The 17318-nt window shown below is 59.8% G+C and carries 13 protein-coding genes; 7 read left to right on the plus strand and 6 right to left on the minus strand.

Annotation, left to right across the window (positions count from 1 at the left end; all coding sequences use genetic code 11):
* Positions 1-59: 59 nt before the first annotated feature.
* Together AAAX35_RS06100 and lacG (AAAX35_RS06105) are read right to left on the minus strand one after the other, a co-directional pair.
* Positions 60-1820 (minus strand): PTS lactose transporter subunit IIBC, encoded by a 1761-nt coding sequence (locus AAAX35_RS06100; RefSeq protein WP_022094682.1) that lies wholly within the window; start codon positions 1818-1820, stop codon positions 60-62.
* Between the two features lie 176 nt (positions 1821-1996).
* Positions 1997-3445, minus strand: coding sequence for a 6-phospho-beta-galactosidase (lacG, locus tag AAAX35_RS06105; protein WP_349117067.1), 1449 nt, complete (start codon positions 3443-3445; stop codon positions 1997-1999).
* A 344-nt stretch (positions 3446-3789) separates the two neighbouring features.
* On the opposite strand from lacG (AAAX35_RS06105), the gene AAAX35_RS06110 reads away from it, so the two are divergent.
* Positions 3790-4818 carry a substrate-binding domain-containing protein gene (locus AAAX35_RS06110; protein ID WP_349117069.1) on the plus strand — a complete coding sequence of 343 codons (1029 nt, stop codon included), beginning with the start codon at positions 3790-3792 and terminating at the stop codon, positions 4816-4818.
* A gap of 266 nt (positions 4819-5084) precedes the next feature.
* Here the strand turns inward: AAAX35_RS06110 and lacG (AAAX35_RS06115) are convergent, their stop codons facing one another.
* Positions 5085-6524 carry a 6-phospho-beta-galactosidase gene (lacG, locus tag AAAX35_RS06115; protein ID WP_349117070.1) on the minus strand — a complete coding sequence of 480 codons (1440 nt, stop codon included), beginning with the start codon at positions 6522-6524 and terminating at the stop codon, positions 5085-5087.
* A 66-nt stretch (positions 6525-6590) separates the two neighbouring features.
* A complete protein-coding gene (locus AAAX35_RS06120) occupies positions 6591-8366 on the minus strand; it encodes a lactose/cellobiose PTS transporter subunit IIB (protein WP_349104700.1) in 1776 nt (591 codons plus the stop codon).
* Between the two features lie 356 nt (positions 8367-8722).
* Here AAAX35_RS06120 and AAAX35_RS06125 point away from each other — a divergent pair, with 356 nt between their 5' ends.
* From AAAX35_RS06125 to AAAX35_RS06150, 6 genes are all read left to right on the plus strand, one after another.
* The gene (locus AAAX35_RS06125; RefSeq protein WP_349117071.1) at positions 8723-9727 is read left to right on the plus strand and encodes a LacI family DNA-binding transcriptional regulator; all 1005 of its coding nucleotides are present in this window, start codon (positions 8723-8725) and stop codon (positions 9725-9727) included.
* Positions 9728-9941: 214 nt separating this feature from the next.
* Positions 9942-10280, plus strand: a complete 339-nt coding sequence (locus AAAX35_RS06130) for a PTS lactose/cellobiose transporter subunit IIA (protein WP_089572387.1) — start codon at positions 9942-9944, stop codon at positions 10278-10280.
* Positions 10281-10606: 326 nt separating this feature from the next.
* A complete protein-coding gene (locus tag AAAX35_RS06135) occupies positions 10607-11578 on the plus strand; it encodes a hypothetical protein (protein ID WP_349117072.1) in 972 nt (323 codons plus the stop codon).
* A 307-nt stretch (positions 11579-11885) separates the two neighbouring features.
* Positions 11886-12314, plus strand: coding sequence for a galactose-6-phosphate isomerase subunit LacA (gene lacA / locus AAAX35_RS06140; RefSeq protein ID WP_349117073.1), 429 nt, complete (start codon positions 11886-11888; stop codon positions 12312-12314).
* A gap of 63 nt (positions 12315-12377) precedes the next feature.
* Positions 12378-12902 carry a galactose-6-phosphate isomerase subunit LacB gene (gene lacB, locus AAAX35_RS06145; RefSeq protein WP_117583544.1) on the plus strand — a complete coding sequence of 175 codons (525 nt, stop codon included), beginning with the start codon at positions 12378-12380 and terminating at the stop codon, positions 12900-12902.
* 199 nt (positions 12903-13101) lie between these two features.
* Complete coding sequence (locus AAAX35_RS06150) at positions 13102-14037, plus strand: hexose kinase (protein WP_349117074.1); 936 nt, start codon at positions 13102-13104, stop codon at positions 14035-14037.
* A gap of 343 nt (positions 14038-14380) precedes the next feature.
* On the opposite strand, the gene AAAX35_RS06155 is transcribed toward AAAX35_RS06150, so the two are convergent.
* On the minus strand, positions 14381-16009 hold the full coding sequence (locus AAAX35_RS06155) for a UDP-glucose--hexose-1-phosphate uridylyltransferase (RefSeq protein ID WP_349117075.1): 1629 nt from the start codon (positions 16007-16009) through the stop codon (positions 14381-14383).
* A complete protein-coding gene (locus AAAX35_RS06160) occupies positions 16000-17205 on the minus strand; it encodes a galactokinase family protein (protein WP_195445006.1) in 1206 nt (401 codons plus the stop codon). Before AAAX35_RS06160 ends, AAAX35_RS06155 begins: the two co-directional genes overlap by 10 nt.
* Between the last annotated feature and the right edge of the window lie 113 nt (positions 17206-17318).

A 17318-nucleotide genomic window follows, 5' to 3' on the forward strand; every position in this document is an offset into this window, starting at 1 on the left:
CATCACGCATCGATGCACGGGCCATTTTTTTTCTGCGAGCGGCAGGTGGCGTCAGCGTCTTATGCCTCGAGGTTTTCCTCGATCCAGGCGACGGCACCCTTGGGATCCTTAGTGAGGTCGATGTACTGTTTGCCCTTGGGCGACAGCAGCGTGATGCCCAGGCGGTCGGTGTCGGCCTTCATCTCGTTGTAATAGGTGCGAACCTGCGGAGCCAGGACGATGACGTTGTACTGGTCCATGATGGCGTAGTGGCTGCCGTAGGCACCGGCGTTGGCGGTAATGTCGATGCCCAGCTCGTCGGCGCCTTCCTTAAGCGCGTTGGCGAGCAGTGCAGAGGTGCCGGCGCCAGCGCACAGAACCAGAACCCTCAGATCCTTGCCCTTAAGGGCGGACGGAGCTGCGGAGGCCTCAGTGGCAGAAGCGGTCTCGACAACAGGAGCCTCAACGGCGGGGGCGGCAGCGGTCTTGACGGCCTTGGTCTCCTCGGCCTCTTCTTCGGCCAGGGTCTCGGCCTCCTGCTTGCACAGGACGTTGTCGTAGGCCTTGCAGAACGGGTAGTAGATTAAGAAGTCAACGACCAGCAGGACGACAACCAGGACCAGAGAGATCGGCTGGAAGTTGGTGTCGATGAAGGTGCCGATCGGTCCGGGGAGTGCCCACGGCATGGCATAGATAAAGCCGTTCATGCCCAAAAAGTCGATGAAGAACTTACCAATGAGGACGTTGGCCACGGGGGCAAACAGGAACGGGATCAGGAAGTACGGGTTGAGGATGATGGGCGCGGCGAACAGCAGCGGTTCGTTGACGGCGAACATCACGGGTACGACAGAGGCTTTGCCGACGGCCTTGAGCTGCTTGGAGCGCATAAAGAGCAGGAAGATGATCGGGACAATGAACGTGGCGCCGGTGCCGCCGAGTTCGCCGATGTAGTTACCGAAGTTCTCGGTCAGGGCGAGGGCGGGGTGACCGCCGGCCTGCAGCGTGGCGAGGTTGGTGGTGATGTTGCCAAACAGCGCGGCGTTGAGGGCAGGCTTAACGACCGAGGGGCCGTGGATGCCCATGAACCAGAACAGCGGGATCATGAACCAGATGAGGGCGAGGCCGGCGTAGGAATCGGCAGCGGCGAACAGCGGGCTCACCAGCGTGGAGATGACGTTGGCAAACGGGACGGCCAAGCAGGTGCGGCAGATAACGTCGATGACGGCGACAAATAGGATGGAGAAGCTGAAGGCGAAGATGTCGCGGAAGTTCTGGGCGATGGCGCCGGGGACTTCTTTGGGCAGCTTGATGGTGATGTCTCGCTTAATGCAGAAGGCATAGATGTTGACCGTGGCAAATGCGGCGACAAAGGAGCTCAGTAGGCCCTTGGTGCCCATGTTGTCGGTAAAGAACACCGAGACATCGGCGCCGTCGATCTTGGCACTCGTCTGGGTAACGGCCAAGATGAGCATAGCGCACATGGCGGCGACCATGGTGCTCGTGGCGTTGATGGCCTTGCCGGCAGGCATGCGGCGGTTCTTGGAGCCGGTCAGCGCGCTTGCGGTGGTGCCGGCGACCATGATGCCCACGACGCCCATCGTGAAGTTGTAAACCTTGTTGCAGAAGTTCACGACGTCGACGTTCCACCAGTCGGGCAGCGTAAAGCCGCCGACCGTGGCGACAACGCCCGGCAGGGTCGAAATAAGCAGGAAGACAGAAGAAGACAGGATGATGGGCATTGCTGCCAAAAAGCCGTCTTTAATGGCCTGAAGGTAGATGTTCTTAGAGACCTTGTCGAAGTACGGCTGACCTTTCTCCAAGAACTTAACGATCGATTCCATAGTTCACGCTCCTCTTTGCATGAAATCTTAATGGCATGGACGTTGAAAACCTATATGGTCTCCCGCTTGCTAAAAGCCCGGGTGCAGGCGGGGTCGGTCCCAGGGGGAGAGAGGGGAGCGGCTGGGTTTGTATCGCATAGGGCCGCTCCCCTCTCGGGGGAAAGCGAGGCGATGCGCTACTGCGCGTCCGCCATAGTGTCGGCGAGCTCCTTGTACCAGAGTGCCGACTGCTTGATGTAGCGTTTTTGCGTGTCGAAGTCGATGTAGAACAGGCCGTAGCGCTTGTTATAGCCGTTGGCCCACGAGAACTGGTCCTGCAGGCTCCAGATAAAGTAGCCCTGGACGTCGACGCCCTCGGCGCGCGCCCGGAGCACCTTCTCCATGTGCTGGTCGACAAAGTCGATGCGCTCGGGATCGGCGACGATGCCGTTTGCGTCGGGCTCGGGGTCCTTGTGGCCCAGGCCGTTTTCGGTGATATAGATGACGGGGAGGTTGGGATAGGTGGCGCTGATGTGCTTGAGCGTGTCGTAGAGGCCTTGCGGGTAGATGAGCCAATCCCAGTCGGTGGTGGGGATACCCGGCATATCGACCTGCTGCCCGACGCCCTTAAACTTAAAGCACGAGGTGCCCTTGTCTCCGGTGCCGTTAAAGCTGTTGGTGGACTCGCCATCGTAGGCGGCGATAAACGCCGACTGATAGTAGTTGAGGCCGAACATATCGTTGCGGGGCGCCGCCTTGGCGAGCTCCTCCATGTCGCTGTCCTCAACCGTAAGCGTGGCGTTGTTGGCACGCAGAATCTCGTTGATGAGTGAGAGGGTGCGCGCGGAGTAGTGACCCAGGAAGGCGCCGTCCATGATGAAGTCGGTGTAGAAGGCGTTGTACAGTTCGGCGGCGTGCTGGTCGGCGGGCGAGTCTGTGGCAGGATATGCCGGCGTCAGGACGTTGACCATGCCAATGCGTCCGCCCAGGTGCTCGGTCTCGTCAAGATCCTTATACAGGTTGACGGCGCGGGCGTGGGCAACGAGCTCGTTGTGCTGGCTCTGGATGCCGCTCGTCACATCAAAGTGATGGTTGGGCGGGAAGTTGCCTTGGATGTATTGGGAGTGCGAGAGGCTGATGAGCTCGTTGATGGTGAACCAATTCTTGACCTCGCGGAACTCGCGGAAGCAGAACTCGGCATAGCGCACATAGGCGTCGACGGTCTTGCGGTTGAGCCAGTCGCCCTGGTTGAACAGGGCGGCGGGGGAGTCAAAGTGATGCAGGGACACATAGGGCTCGACGCCATACTTTTTGCAGCAGGCGAACAGCTCGTGGTAGTGCTTAACGCCCTCGGCGAGGGGCTCGGCATCGTCGCCGTTGGGGAAGATGCGGGTCCAGGCGATGGACACACGGATGGCGTTGAGTCCATGCTCGGCAGAAAGGCGGATATCCTCCTCGTAGCGGTTGTAGAAATCACTGGCCGGGTCGGGCAAAAAGCGACCCTGGGCGACAAGGTAATCGTCCCACATGGTCTTACCCTTGCCTGCCACCTTCGTGGAACCTTCCGTTTGGTACGCGGCGGTTGCGGCGCCCCAAACAAAGCCCTTCGGCAGCTGCTGTACGCGGTTTAGCAAAGACATATGCATACACCCTCTCGTCTCGCTGTTCGATATTGTGCGTTTGCGCTCAGGAGGCTCCCTGGTTAGCGTTCAGCGGTGAAAAAGCCCGATAAACACTATCTTAAAATGATTAGAACCAAAATGAGCACGTGAACATTTGACAATGAGCACGTTAACACCCGGCTGGGATGTATAGAAACAAAACAACTTCAAACAGCCGCGAACGGTTGTATTTGTTCGGTAAGCGGTTTTGATTGACAGAAGTTTTCATGTTGTGGTATATGGCTCGGGTATCATGAGCACGTTATCGATGTATGTACGATGCGCCATGGGCGCGGGGAATAGTTGGGAAGCAGGTTAGCGTGGAAGGCATGGCTCAGCAGACAAGGAATGGTCATTCGGCGAGCGCGGCAGAGGTTGCGGCGCTCGCTGGCGTGAGCCGCCAGACTGTGTCTCGCGTGGTCAACGGTATGCCCAACGTGACGGAAAAGACGCGCAAGCGTGTGCTGGCCGCCATGGAAGAGCTGGGCTTTCGTCCCAATTTTGCTGGAGCGGCGTTGCGCGGCGGGTCGTATCGTTCTATTGGCCTGTGCATGTACAACATCACACGTGTCGGTAACCTGGCGACGCTCGAGGGTATCATACAAGCGGCGCGCGAGCACGATTTTGCCGTCACTATGATCGAGATGGGCGGCGACAAGCCCTATACACTTGCCGATGCCTCGCGCCGCATGGTCGAGCGACCCGTCGACGGCATGATTCTCAACATGAACCGCATGGCTCCCGATTTTGAGGAGTTTGTTCCCCAGCCGGGAGTGCGAACGGTCATCCTGTCCATGTATGCGCATCCGCGCTGCACGACGATCGACTCCGACCAGTATGGTTCGTGCGAGCTGTTGACCAATTATCTGCTGGAACATGGTCACTCGAATATGCGGTTTGTGGCGGGTCCGGAAAACTCGATTTCCTCGCGTTTTCGTGAGGCCGGTTGGCGCGATACGCTGGGTCGTGCTCATGTCGATGCCGCTCCGATGCTGCGTGGCGATTGGAGTGCGGACAGTGGGTACGCCATGGGCGAGCGGATTGCGGCCGAGGTGCTTGCCGGCGGGTCGCAGGCGCCGACTGCCGTGCTTGCGGCAAATGACCAGATGGCGCTGGGCGTTATCGCCGCGCTCGAGAACGCGGGCCTGTCCGTGCCCGACGACGTGAGCGTGGTTGGTATCGACGACGCACTCGAGGGACTTGTTCCTCACAATCGACTGACGACGCTGCGATTTGATTTGCGCGGTGTCGGTAAGCTTGCGTTTGAGGCGGCGATTGGAGAGAGCTCGTCTATCGAGGCGATTCATGTGCCGAGTACGCTGGTCGAACGCTCGACTGTTAGGGACATACGGGGTTAGGTCCTACTCCGTTTGTCTCGATTTGTAACAGGTAGACGGTCAAAAGCGGGCTACGTGTTACAGATTTAGATTCTTCGGAAAGAGCAATCCTGTTCGTCTCAATCTGTAACAGCTAGGACCAAAAAACTCGGCTAGTTGTTACAGATCGAGACAAACGTGCGACACGGTCCGCCCAAAAAAAAGGCCGGGGGCGGCGCGCCGTGTGACGTGCCGCCCCCGGCTGAGAAATGGGGACAGGTTATGTGAGTGGGCAACCCCGCCAGTCACTAGTCCAGACGACGGGTCTGCGCCACGTGCTTATACCAGTATGCGCTTGCCTTGGGCGTGCGCTTCTGGGTTTCAAAGTCAACGTAGAAGAAGCCGTAACGCTTGTTGTAACCATTGGTCCAGGAGAACTGATCCTGCAGGCTCCACAGGAAGTAGCCGCCCACGTTGACGCCAACCTCCATGGCCTTGAGCAACCAGCGCAGGTGCTGCTCGATGTAGTCGATGCGCGGCTGGTCGTCCACAAAACCGTCCTTGTAGGGGTCCTTGTAGCCCATGCCGTTCTCGGTGATGAAGATCTGCTTGTAGTTGGGGTAGCGCTGCTTAATGTAGACGAGCAGATCGAACAGACCCTCGGGATAGATGATCCAGTCCCAGTCGGTGGTGGGGATGCCAGGCTTGTTCACATGCTCGCCAATACCCTTAACACGCCAGCGCCCGGTGCCCTTCTCGCCCGTACCGTTGTGGTGCAGGTCGTTCTCGCCGTCGTAAGCCTTCAAAAAACGGCACTGGTAGTTGTTAACGCCCAGGTAGTCGTTGTAGAGCGCGGCTTCGCGCATAATCTCGAGGTCCTCGTCTAGGATCTCGATGGTGCCGCCCGAGACGGCAGCCAAGCGGTTGGCGCACTCGAGGGTGTCGGGCGCGTAGTCGCCGCGGAAGGTGGCGTCGAGCAAGAACTGGTTCTGCAGCACGTGCTCGTTGTTGGCGGCTTTGATGTCGGCGGGGTCGTTCTCGTTGAGCGGGTACTTAAACTCCAGCGACTGGATGACGCCGATCTTGCCCTTAAAACCGCCGTTGTGGAAGGCCAGCACGGCCTTGGCGTGGGCGAGCATCATGTTGTGCTCGCACTGGAAGGCCTCGGCCAGATGCGCCTTAACACCACCGGGGAAGGTGCCCTCGATGTAGGTGTTGGAGGCGTCGGCCCAGATCTCGTTAAAGGTGAACCAGTAGGTCACCTGGTCGGCGTACTCCTTAAAGCAGAAGGTGGCAAAGTCCACAAAGGCGTCGATGGTCTCGCGGTTGAGGAAATCGCCCTTCTCAAAGAGGGACAGCGGCGTGTCAAAGTGATGCAGCGTGACAAACGGCTCAACGTGGCGCTTGTGGCACTCGGCGAAGAGGTCGTGATAGAACTGCACGCCCTCGGGGTTGATTTCGCCGGTGCCGTTGGGAAAGATGCGGCTCCAGGCGATGGAGAGGCGAATGCCGTTGATGCCGAACTCCTCGCACAGCTCCAAATCGACGGGGTACTGGTTGTAGAAGTCCGAAGCGGGATCGGGGGAGAAGCGCCCCTGGGCCTCCAGGAAGTCGTCCCAGGCGACTTTGCCTTTACCGTGGGTGCGGGTCTCGCCCTCTACCTGGTAGGCAGCGGTAGCGCCGCCAAAGACAAAGTCCTTGGGAAACTGCGCAGGCGGGTTGGTGACGCTAGCAGGGTTAACGGACATGATGATCCAATCGTCTAAATCGAAGGGCCAGCCGGTCTTGGATGGTCGGCTGGCCTTGAGCGTTACTTACTTCGAGAGTTGCTCGCTTACGAAGGCGAGAGACTTATCGCCGTTCTGGGAAAGCTCGATGTACTGCTTACCGCGGCAGGCGACGCACTTGTTGCCCACGCGCTCGCAGTCCTTCTGCAGGTCGGCCAGGTAGCTGGCGGCCTGCGGGGCCAGGACGACCAGATCGAAGTCGGGGAGCATGTCCACGTGGTTGCCATAGGCCTCGGCAGCGGTCTCAAGATTGATGCCGCGCTCCTTGGCGGCCTTGGCCAGCGCGTTGGCGAGCAGGCCCGAGGTACCGCCACCCTGGCAGAGCACGAGCACGCGCTTGCCGTTGAGGTCGCTGGTGGCCGTGGCCTCGGCAGCGGGTGCTGCGGAAGCGGCGGGGGCGTCGGCCTTCACGGCCTCGGCAGCAGCGCCGGCGGCAACGCTCTTGGCGTCAGCCTTGCCCTGGAAGGCGTCGTTGAGCTTGGCGGCCTTCTCGGCGTTCTTAGCGGCGAGCTCCTCCTGGGAGATCTCGGCCTCCTCGGCGCACTTCTGGGCGTCATAGGCACGGAAGAACGGATAGTACAGAACGAAGTCGACGACCAGGATAAGGGCGAGCATCACAAAGGCGAGCGGCTGGAAGCCCAGGCCCATGATGGTGCCGATGGGGCCGGGGACGGTCCAGGGCAGGGTGTACATAAAGCCGTTCATGCCCAAGAAGTCGATAAAGATCTTGAGGATCCAGATGTTGGCGATCGGGGCAAAGACAAACGGGACAAAGAAGACGGGATTGAGCACGATGGGTGCGGCGAACAGCAGCGGCTCGTTGACGGCAAAGCACACGGGGACGATAGCGGCCTTACCGACGGCGCGCATCTCCTGGGACTTGGCCAGGAAGCAGAACATAAAGACCAGGACGAGCGTGGCGCCGGTGCCGCCCATGCAGACGACGAAGTACTGGGCACCCTGGGTCAGGACAGCGGAAGCGTGCTGGCCAGCCTGGAATGCGGCCAGGTTGTCGGTCATGTTGGCAACAAGGGCGGCGGCGATGGCGGGCTCGACGATTGAGGGGCCGTGGACGCCGACGAACCAGAAGAGGCTCATGGCGCCGTAAATTACAGCGAGGCCAATATAGCCGTCGGCAGCGGTGAACAGGGGCTGGAACACCTGGATGACGCCCTGGGCAAAGCAGAAGCCAAAGGCAGCGCGGAAGACGATGTCAAAGACCCAAAAGACGGTGATGCAGACGGAGAAGGGGATGATGTCCTTAAAGGTCTGCGAGATGTTGGGCGGAACCTGCTCGGGCATCTTGACGGTGATGTTGCGCTTAATGAAGAACTTGTAGATGATGCCAGTCACAAACGCAGCGATGAAAGCGGTTAGCAGGCCCTTGGAACCAAGGTAGGTGGTGTTGAAGCCGCTGGCGGCGTCCGTGGCGATGGTGTCGCTCGAAAGGAGCAAGAAGCCGATGATGGCCGCGCACATGCACGAGATGAAGTTGATCTGGTTGTTCTTGGGCAGATCGCGGTTCTGAGCGTCGGCGAAGTGCTTGGCCGTGGTGGCGGCGCAGGCGATGGCCAGGATGCCCATGGAGTAGTTGTAGCACTTCCACAGGGCGTTGTTGATGTCATCGGGCCAGTAGAAACCCCAGATGTTGGGGACCGAGGCTACCAGGCAGAAGATGGACGAGAAGATGATGATGGGGATGACGGAGATAAAGCCGTCGCGGATCGCCTTGAGGTACTTGTTACGGGCGATCGCGTTGAAAAAGGGCTGGCCCTTTTCGATGATGGCGATGAGTTGCTCCATGCAATGCTCCTAAGAGTCGGTGGGTTAGCAACGATGGTAGCTTTTGACTTTCGGTTGCCAAAATGTTGACGTTGCCATTTTGTGACACAAAAAAAGAAGCGAACCGGTGGTTCCTGTGCCTGCGAACCGTCGATTCCTTACGCGTAAACGTTTGAGCCGCCCGGTGGCTCTGTGTTTGCACAATGGCAACGTTAACATTTGGGCGACAAAAGCCGTTCGGGGAAGCAAAAATGTCGGTGAACGGTAGGTTTTGGGTGGTGAGCGTATGGTGGGGGAGGCGTTGGATATACTTGGAGGCGTTCATTTTGTCTGTTGGGATGCCCGCGATGGCATCGTTGACATAGAAAGATCGACCTATGGCCGCTGTTAAAAAATCGGTTTCCGTTAAGGACGTGGCGCGTCTCGCGGGCGTCTCGGAGCAGACGGTCTCGCGTACCGTGCACGATTCGCCCAGCGTGCGCCCCGAGACCAAGGAACGCGTGCGTGCCGCCATGCGCGAGCTGGGGTATCGCCCCAATTTTGCCGGTCGATCGCTGCGCCGCGGCAAGTTTAAGACCGTCGGCGTCGCCATGTTCAACATTACCGGCACCGGCAACCTCGACCGTATGGAGGGCTTTGCCGCTGCGGCCGACAAACATGGCTATGCCATCACCCTCACTAAAGTAGACGGGCATCCGTATACCCTCGAGAGCGCATCGTCGCGCATGAGCGCACTGCCGGTGGATGGCATGGTTGTGATCATGAATCGCATGCCGGCGGACTTTGGCACTTTTGAGCCGCTGCCCGGAATGCAGACGGTGCTCGTTACCATGCTGGAGCACCCGCTGTGCTCGACGGTCGATAGCGACCAGTTCGATTGTTCGCGCCAGGTGGTCGAGTACTTGCTGGGGCGGGGGCACAAAACCGCGCACTTTATCTCGTGTCCCGAGCGCTCGCTTTCGGGCATGCGGCGCGAGGAAGGCTGGCGTGAGGCATTGCGTGCGCATGGCATTGAGCCCCCGCAGCTCGTGCGCGGCGACTGGACGGCGCAGAGTGGATATGCTGCCGGCCAGGTGCTTGCGGATGATCCGACCTGCACGGCCATCTATGCCTCCAACGACGCCATGGCCTACGGCTGCATTCGCGGGCTCGAGTCGCGCGGAAAGCACGTGCCCGAGGACGTGAGTGTGGTGGGTGTTGATGACAGTCTGGGCGACATCGTGCCCGATTGTCGCCTGACCACGGTGCGCTTTGACAACAAGCGCGTCGGCATGTGGGCGGTCGACAAGATTGCCGGCGCCGATGGGGGTGCGTCTGGCGTGGAGCACATGCTGATTCCCGGTGTGCTCGTAGAGGGCGATACGGTGCGCGATTTGCGTTAGGGTGCGGCCCTGTTTGGGTTGCCGCTAATTGTGTTCGATATTGTTCAGATTGGTTTAAAAACCGTTCACGGGCGAAAAGTGACCGTTCATAGCTCGAAATTACGTTTTGCGCTGTTCTTTTTTGTTTGAATGTTATTGTTTCTGCCATACAGAACGCAGCGCGTATGCCCGGACGCGATGCTCTCCATTGGTTCATATGTGAAAGGAACGCAATATGGCAACCAAAGAAGAAATCTCGATGGTTGGATTCGAGATCGTCGCATACGCAGGTGACGCCCAGACCGATCTGCTTGCAGCGCTCGATGCTGCTCGCGAGGGTGACTTTGAGAAGGCCGAGCAGCTGCACAAGGATGCCAGCGATGCGCTCATCGGTGCCCACGACACGCAGACCAAGCTGCTTTCGCAGGAGGCCGGCGGTGGCGAGATGGAGATGACCTTCATCATGGCTCACGCTCAGGACACTCTCATGACCACCATGATTCTGGAGAAGCAGACCCGCTTTACCATCGACGCCTACAAGCGCATCGCTGCGCTCGAGGCCAAGCTCGCCTAACGAGTCCTTACAACCAAGTCCCCTTCCAAAAGCTCTGCCGCTACCCGCGGCAGGGCTTTTCTGTTCTCCTCCAAGTTGCGGTGAAATAGGGACTGAATAGGGGCCGGTGGGCACAAAACAATCCCTATTCCACCGCAACTTATCCCGAGATAGTCATTGGGGACGTTCTTAAACGACTAGTCGTTGGGGACAGTCTTGGTGCGCTCCGTTCGTCCTCCCGTTCGATTTTTGCTCGGTGGGTATACTTCCTTTCGCATTAAACGCCGGACTGAGGAGGTATCCAAATGCCGGATAACGGGTCAATACAAAAAAGAGACGCGAACGAGATGGCTCATGGGCGTCCTGTCCAGATAACCGAGCACACGACGGTAACCGAGCTGCAGCCCAGCCTGTCCGATGTCGTGTGCGCAAACAAAAAGCTACAGATTGGCTTTATCGTTGCGCTCGTGGTACTGGCGCTGCTGTCGGGCTTTGTGGCTCGTCCGCATTTCGCCGATACCAAGACTTGGGACTCCACCATCGAGGTCATCGATCAAAAGAAGGGCAATGTTTTGGCGCTCACGACCTCGTGCGTCGCCCTATCTGCGGGTATCACTGCGCTGCCGGGCGATACAGGAACGCCAGTTGCCGAGCAGCTCGCACAGCTTTCGGGTAACCTTGGTATCGTGCTTGCCGTGCTTTACCTCGAGAAATATCTGCTGACCATTTTGTGGTCGGTTGGTCTGGGTATCCTGATTCCGTTTGCGCTGGTGCTCTTTGCGGTGTCGCTCGGCATTCACGGGCGCTGGAGCACGAGCGTCGTCCTGCGCCGTGTGGCGACGCGCGTGCTGGTGGTCGCCATGATCGGAATGGCCTTGGTGCCTGCAAGCGTATGGGTGTCGCAAAAGGTCGACGAAACGTATCGAGTGAGCATCGAAGCGGCCGAGCAAAAGGCGGCCGACGCAGCGGGTGCGGCAGATAGCGACAGTTCCAAAGCAAGCAAGAAAAAGACCGAGTCCACAGAGTCCAAGAATGTGCTTGAGCAGCTTGCCGACGGCGCCTCGGGTCTCGTCACATCGGTGACCAGTGGTGCCAAGCAGATGACCGATGAAATTGTGCAGCAGGTGACCGATCTGATCGAAGGTGTCATCGTGATGATCGTGACCTCGTGCGTGATTCCACTGCTGGTGCTCGCGGCGTTTTTGTGGCTGGGGCACGTGCTACTGGGGATTGATATCTCCGGTCCCGCGAACTATTTGACGGGCCGCTTTCTGAGTACCCCGTCTAAGCATACCAAGAAGGGCGGGCAGTCCGAGTAGCTAAAACAGCTGTATATACCGGGGAATACCGCCGAAGGGCGGCCGAGGCACGTTCTCGGCCGCCCTTTTGTTTGTTGAACACATGGTCGCTACGTCCGCGCCGGGCCCAAACGGTCAGCAATCGCCCGTGAATGGTATTTGTTCAAAAAAGAACAAAGATAAACAAATAGTTGTTGCAGTTAATGTTCGAATGTGTTCAAATAAACACGAACAGTGAAGAATCGCACATTCAGATGCCCGGACCTGAACGCGATTCAACACTTCCAAACAGAAACTACGCACCTGCGTATCTCTCAAGGAGGATGTCATGAGGGTTGTAATCGCTTCCGATGCCGACGGTATGTCGATGAAGGAGTCCATCAAGGAGATGCTCATCGCCGACGGTCACGAGGTCGTCGACTATTCCGAGACCCCTACCGCGGACTTTGTCGATTCCGCGACCGCCGTTGCCAAGGACCTGCTGGAGCACAAGGATTCCCAGGGCTTCGCATTCGATAAGTACGGTGTCGGCTCCTATATGGCCGCCGTCAAGATCAAGGGCATGGTCGTCGCCAACATTTCCGACGAGCGTTCCGCTTACATGACCCGCGAGCACAACGGCTCGCGCATGGTCACCATGGGCCCGGGCGTTGTGGGCACCGAGGTCGCAAAGAAGATCGCCCGCGAGTTCCTGCGCGCCCAGTATGCTGGCGGCCGTCACCAGATCCGTGTCGACATGCTCAACAAGATGGCCTAACGAGAGCCACCGAGAACTCGAACTTCTACCTCAACTTGTGAATTCAGACGAAAGGACGTTCTGATGAAGAAGACCATCGCAATCGGTTGCGACCATATCGTTACGGACGAGAAGATCTATCTGGCCGACCGCCTGGAGCAGGCTGGCTACAAGGTGCTCGACTGCGGCACCTACAGCCACACCCGTACGCACTATCCCATCTACGGTAAGGCCGTGGGCGAGGCCGTTGCCAGCGGCAAGGCCGACTTTGGCGTGGCCCTGTGCGGCACCGGCATTGGCATCACCAACGCCGTCAACAAGGTTCCCGGCGCCCGCTGCGCCCTGGTCCGCGATATGACCTCTGCCCTGTATGCCCGTCGCGAGCTCAACGCCAACATCGTGGGCTTTGGCGGTAAGATTACCGGCGAGTTCCTGATGGCCGACATCATGCTTGCCTTCCTGGAGGAGCCCTACGACAAGACTCCCGAGCACGATGCCCTGATTGCCAAGATCGATGCCTGCAATAAGGCCGACGCCGAGGCTCAGGCCGACCCGCACTTCTTTGACGAGTTTCTCGAGAAGTGGGACCGCGGCGAATACCACGACTAAGGAGGTTCCGGCGTTCTACCGAACGCCAGACCAGTCGACGCTGCGAAGCCATCTGGCGGGCGAGTTGCTCTGATAACACTTTTGCTTGCTGAGCTTGGGTGCTTCGTTTTTGGCGGTACCCGGCATTCTGCAGCTTTTTAATTGACGGCTCGCGTTTCTGTGATGGGGCGCGGGCCGGTTTTCTAAACAGGAGTTCAATATGATTCTGACCGTTACCATGAACCCGTCGATTGATACGCGCTATCAGCTCGACAAGCTGATCATCGACGATGTAAACCGCGTGACGCCCGAAAAGACCGCTGGCGGCAAGGGCCTTAACGTGAGCCGTGTGCTGCTGCAGTTGGGCGACGATGTGCTCGCGACCGGTCTGCTCGGCGGCCACATGGGTGCCTATATGGCCGAGCTTATGGATGCCGACGGCGTCAAGAACGACTTTGTGCCCATCGCCGGTGAGACGCGCATTTGCCTGAATATTCTGCACGAGGGTAATCAGACCGAGCTTTTGGAGAGCGGCCCGCAGATCGCCCCGGCCGAGCTCGAGGCCTTTACGGCCAAATTCGCCGAGCTTGCAGCAAAGGCGGACGTTGTGACGCTTTCGGGCTCGCTGCCGCGTGGTGTCGATGCCGGCTACTATGCCGAGCTCGTCAAGATTGCCGAGGAGGCGGGCGCCAAGGTGCTGCTCGACACCTCGGGTGCATCGCTGGAGGCCGCGCTGGAGTCCGACGCTAAGCCTGAGCTCGTAAAGCCCAACCTGACCGAGATTAACGGCCTGCTGGGTACGTCCTTTACGACCGATGATGTCGATGCCCTGCGCGAGGCGCTTGCCGCCGATGACCGTTTTGCCGGTATCCCCTGGGTTGTCGTTTCGATGGGCGCTGCCGGTTCGGTGGGCTTCCATGAGGGCCGCGCGTTCCACGCCAAGACGCCCGCGATTGCGGCTGTGAACGCGACGGGTTCCGGTGACTCGACCATTGCCGGTTTTGCGCATGCCATTGCTGCTGGTGCCGACGACGTCACGGTGCTCAAGACCGCCAATACCTGCGGCAAGCTCAACGCCATGGATCCCAAGACCGGCCACCTGGTCATGGACCGCTGGGACGAGGTCTATAACAGTGTTGAAGTAACGGAGCTGTAGAGTTAAGGCGTTTTACCAAACGCCTTAACGGCTCGACGCTGCAAACGCCCCTAAGCGGCAATCTGACGTTCAATCGTCGGGCATGACCAGAAGGTCAATGCCCTCCTCTTTCACGTCACCTTGCTCGCTTAGGGGCGTTTTCGCTGTCGTTGCCAAGACACCGGCGTTGCCTTGGTCGCAAGTAGTCATTGGGGACGCTCTTTAATGACTAGTCGTTTAAGAACGCCCCTTAAGAATGACCCCAATGACTACACTCAAAAACGGCGCCCGTCGGTGATGTTGCCGGCGGGCGCCGTTGTCGTGTAGACGCTATTTGTTGAGTGCGTGCGTTCGAGCTCGCATGCTATAGCGAGTCGATAAAGCGCTGTTGGGCGGCGCGTCCTGCCTCGTCCCACTTAAAGACGCCGGCGTTGTCGAGCACGTGGCCAAACACCACGCCGACCTCTTCGTGCAGGATGTCGATGGCGTTGTCGGCCGTAAGCTCGTCGGCGCGGCGGGCAAAGACGTCCTCAGCCCATGCGGCGTGGCTGCGGCAAAGGTCGTCGCCCTCGAGCGCGCCGGCAAGGTCGTAGCTGGCATCTGCCTTGGCCGCCAGCAGGTGCTCGCGGACAGCGCCGAGCTCGGGAACCAAGCGCGGCGGCAAAATGGCCAGGCCCATGACCTCGATCAGGCCGATGTTCTCCTTCTTAATGTGGTGGTACTCGGCATGCGGGTGGAATACGCCCAGCGGATGCTCGTCAGTCGTGATGTTGCAGCGAAGCGCCAGGTAGGCCTCGTAGATTTCGCCGCCGGCGTTGCCGCGGGAGTCCACGCGGCGAATGACGGGCGTCACGGTGTTGTGGGCCACGCCGTCGGCCGTGTGTGCGATGACGCCAACCGACTCATCGGTCCACTCGCGCCAGGCAAGGATAATCTTCTCGGCGGCGTCGAGCAGCTGGGCGCGGTCGTGCGATCGTAGTCGCAGCACCGAAAGCGGCCACTGCAACACGGTACCGCTGACCTGGTCAAAGCCGGGCACGCTAAACTGCGAGACCTCGGCGGCGTGCATCATGGGGAACTCGTGCGCGCCGCCCTGGAAGTGGTCGTGCGACAGAATCGAGCCGCCCACGATGGGCAGGTCGGCGTTGGAGCCAATAAAGTAGTGCGGGAACAGGTCGACAAAGTCGAGCAGGCAGGTCAGCCCCTTGCGGTCGACGTGCATCGGACGATGCTCGGAGCTCATGGCAATGCAGTGCTCGTTAAAGTACGCGTACGGGCTGTATTGGAAGCCCCAGCGCTCGCCGTCGAGCTTAATAGGGATAACGCGCAGATTCTGGCGGGCGGGATGGGCGCCGCCGTCGGCTGCAGCGGAGCGTCCGGGATAGCCCTCGTTTTCGATGCAGAGCTGGCAGGCGGGATACTTCTCGCCCGTGTTTTTGGCGGCGCCGGCCGCGGCAATATCGCGCGGGTCCTTTTCGGGCTTTGACAGGTTGATGGTGATCTCCAGGTCGCCCCAGTTGGTGGGGGTGCTCCATTTGATGTTGCGCGCGATGGCGGCACGGCGCACGTAGCCGGCGTCGCAGCACAGGCCGTAGAACCAGTCGGTCGCGGCGCGGGGCTCGTTGACGCCCATGCGTCCGTTGAACTCCTCGTTTACAACCGAAGGCCTTGGCATGAGCGCGCCCATGATGCGCATGGCGATGCGGTCGCGGCCCGACGTCGTGTCCTCGGCGGCGCCGTTGGCAACGGCAGCCTCGGAAAGCGAGGCAAGCGTGCCCTCCAGGTCAAAGTCGTGCAGGGTATCGGGGTGCAAGAGCGAGAGCTTCTCGTTCTGCAGCGCCCAGGTCATGTCGAGCGCGGGGCCCGTGGCGCCGATGCACTCCAAAATGGTGTTATACGCCCAGATGCGATCGTCCTGGCCGATCATCGATCGGTGGATAGCGTACTCGATCAGGTTCTGCGCGGCCTCGCGCACGTCAGTCATTACAGCCATGCCGCGTAAGCCCCCTTGTCAGAAATTGCGTAGTGGCGGGCAGAGCCCTCGCCCAGCCAGCCGTTCATCTTGGTGATAAAGGTGTCGACCAGGTCGAGCGGCACGAAGGCCTGGATGGTGCCACCAAAGCCGCCACCGTGGATACGGACGGCGCCACGGCCGTCGAGCACGTGCTCGGCCAGTGCCAGGGCATACATCGAGGGCTGCTCGGAGCCCAGCTTGGCAACGACATTCTGTAGGTACATGGCAGAGCTGGCGCCGGACTCGCGCGTCAGGACCAGGAACTGATCGATGTCGCCGGCGTTCAGGGCAGCCCAGCGCTTATCGACCAGGCCGTTTTCGTACCAGTAGTGAACGGCGCGCAGGCAGGCGCGGTCGCCCAGCTTGGCGCGCAGCTCGGGGAGCTTGGCGTCAAAGTCCGCCACGTTTACCTCGCACAGGCGTGCCTTGCCAAACTCGGCAGCGACGTCCTGCATCTCGCGCGGAACGGCGGCGTAGTCGTCGGTGGCGGCCACGTGGTCGGCACCGACCTTAACGAGCACGAGCGCATAACCGTGATCCTCAAAGTTGAGCTCGAGCTTCTGGGTTTTAGGCTGAGCCTGATCCTCAAAGTCCATGTAGGCGAGGCCGCCCAAGCAAACGGCGGCCTGGTCCATCAGACCGCAGGGCTTGCCGTAATAGTTGTTCTCGGTGCGCTGGCTCATCTGGGCGAGCGCGACGGGCTCGATGGCGGGTGCGTCCCAGAGCGTTTCCATGGCGCGACCGTATGCCGCCTCGACAGCAGCGGAGCTCGAAAGACCGCCGCCCGAGGGGACGGAGCAGGTGAAGGCAAAGTCGAAGCCCTGGGGCTCAACGCCCAGAGCAGCGATTTCGTGGGCCATGCCGCGGACGAGGCTCGCGGACGTGCCCTTCTCGGACTCCTGAACGTCTAGCGTGTCGAGCGCGATTTCAAACGTGGGATAGCCCTCGTCGGCTACGCGAACCTTGTTGGAATCGGTTGCCACGGCGATGCCGTCGACGGCGACATCGAGCGAGCCGGCGATGACGTGGCCGCCCTCGTGGTCAGTGTGGTTGCCGCTGATCTCGGAGCGGCCGGGCGCGTGCACGTAGAGCACCTGGCGGTCGCCGATGGGGCCAAACTCCTCCTCGAACAGCTTGGTGAGCGTGGCGAATGTCTTTTCGTCGGGGGTGGTCATGGGAGTCCTTTCCTTGGCGCGCCCGGGTGGGTTTTGCGTCGTTATGAGTACGTTAACAACTTAAAGCGGCATGAACCAAGTGTTCACGATACCGCACGTTACGGGCTATGTTA

Origin of the sequence: Collinsella sp. CLA-ER-H11 (assembly GCF_040092445.1) — a bacterium.
Taxonomy (GTDB): Bacteria; Actinomycetota; Coriobacteriia; order Coriobacteriales; family Coriobacteriaceae; genus Collinsella.

What these genes read in the sequence shown, in the direction of transcription:
- AAAX35_RS06135 (WP_349117072.1), top strand. Translation starts at nt 10,607, where the DNA reads ATGGCTCATGGGCGTCCTGTCCAGATAACCGAGCACACGACGGTAACC.
- AAAX35_RS06125 (WP_349117071.1), top strand. Translation starts at nt 8,723, where the DNA reads ATGGCCGCTGTTAAAAAATCGGTTTCCGTTAAGGACGTGGCGCGTCTC.
- lacG (WP_349117070.1), bottom strand. Translation starts at nt 6,524, where the DNA reads ATGTCCGTTAACCCTGCTAGCGTCACCAACCCGCCTGCGCAGTTTCCC.
- AAAX35_RS06150 (WP_349117074.1), top strand. Translation starts at nt 13,102, where the DNA reads ATGATTCTGACCGTTACCATGAACCCGTCGATTGATACGCGCTATCAG.
- AAAX35_RS06130 (WP_089572387.1), top strand. Translation starts at nt 9,942, where the DNA reads ATGGCAACCAAAGAAGAAATCTCGATGGTTGGATTCGAGATCGTCGCA.
- lacB (WP_117583544.1), top strand. Translation starts at nt 12,378, where the DNA reads ATGAAGAAGACCATCGCAATCGGTTGCGACCATATCGTTACGGACGAG.
- lacA (WP_349117073.1), top strand. Translation starts at nt 11,886, where the DNA reads ATGAGGGTTGTAATCGCTTCCGATGCCGACGGTATGTCGATGAAGGAG.
- lacG (WP_349117067.1), bottom strand. Translation starts at nt 3,445, where the DNA reads ATGCATATGTCTTTGCTAAACCGCGTACAGCAGCTGCCGAAGGGCTTT.
- AAAX35_RS06155 (WP_349117075.1), bottom strand. Translation starts at nt 16,009, where the DNA reads ATGGCTGTAATGACTGACGTGCGCGAGGCCGCGCAGAACCTGATCGAG.
- AAAX35_RS06160 (WP_195445006.1), bottom strand. Translation starts at nt 17,205, where the DNA reads ATGACCACCCCCGACGAAAAGACATTCGCCACGCTCACCAAGCTGTTC.
- AAAX35_RS06120 (WP_349104700.1), bottom strand. Translation starts at nt 8,366, where the DNA reads ATGGAGCAACTCATCGCCATCATCGAAAAGGGCCAGCCCTTTTTCAAC.
- AAAX35_RS06110 (WP_349117069.1), top strand. Translation starts at nt 3,790, where the DNA reads ATGGCTCAGCAGACAAGGAATGGTCATTCGGCGAGCGCGGCAGAGGTT.
- AAAX35_RS06100 (WP_022094682.1), bottom strand. Translation starts at nt 1,820, where the DNA reads ATGGAATCGATCGTTAAGTTCTTGGAGAAAGGTCAGCCGTACTTCGAC.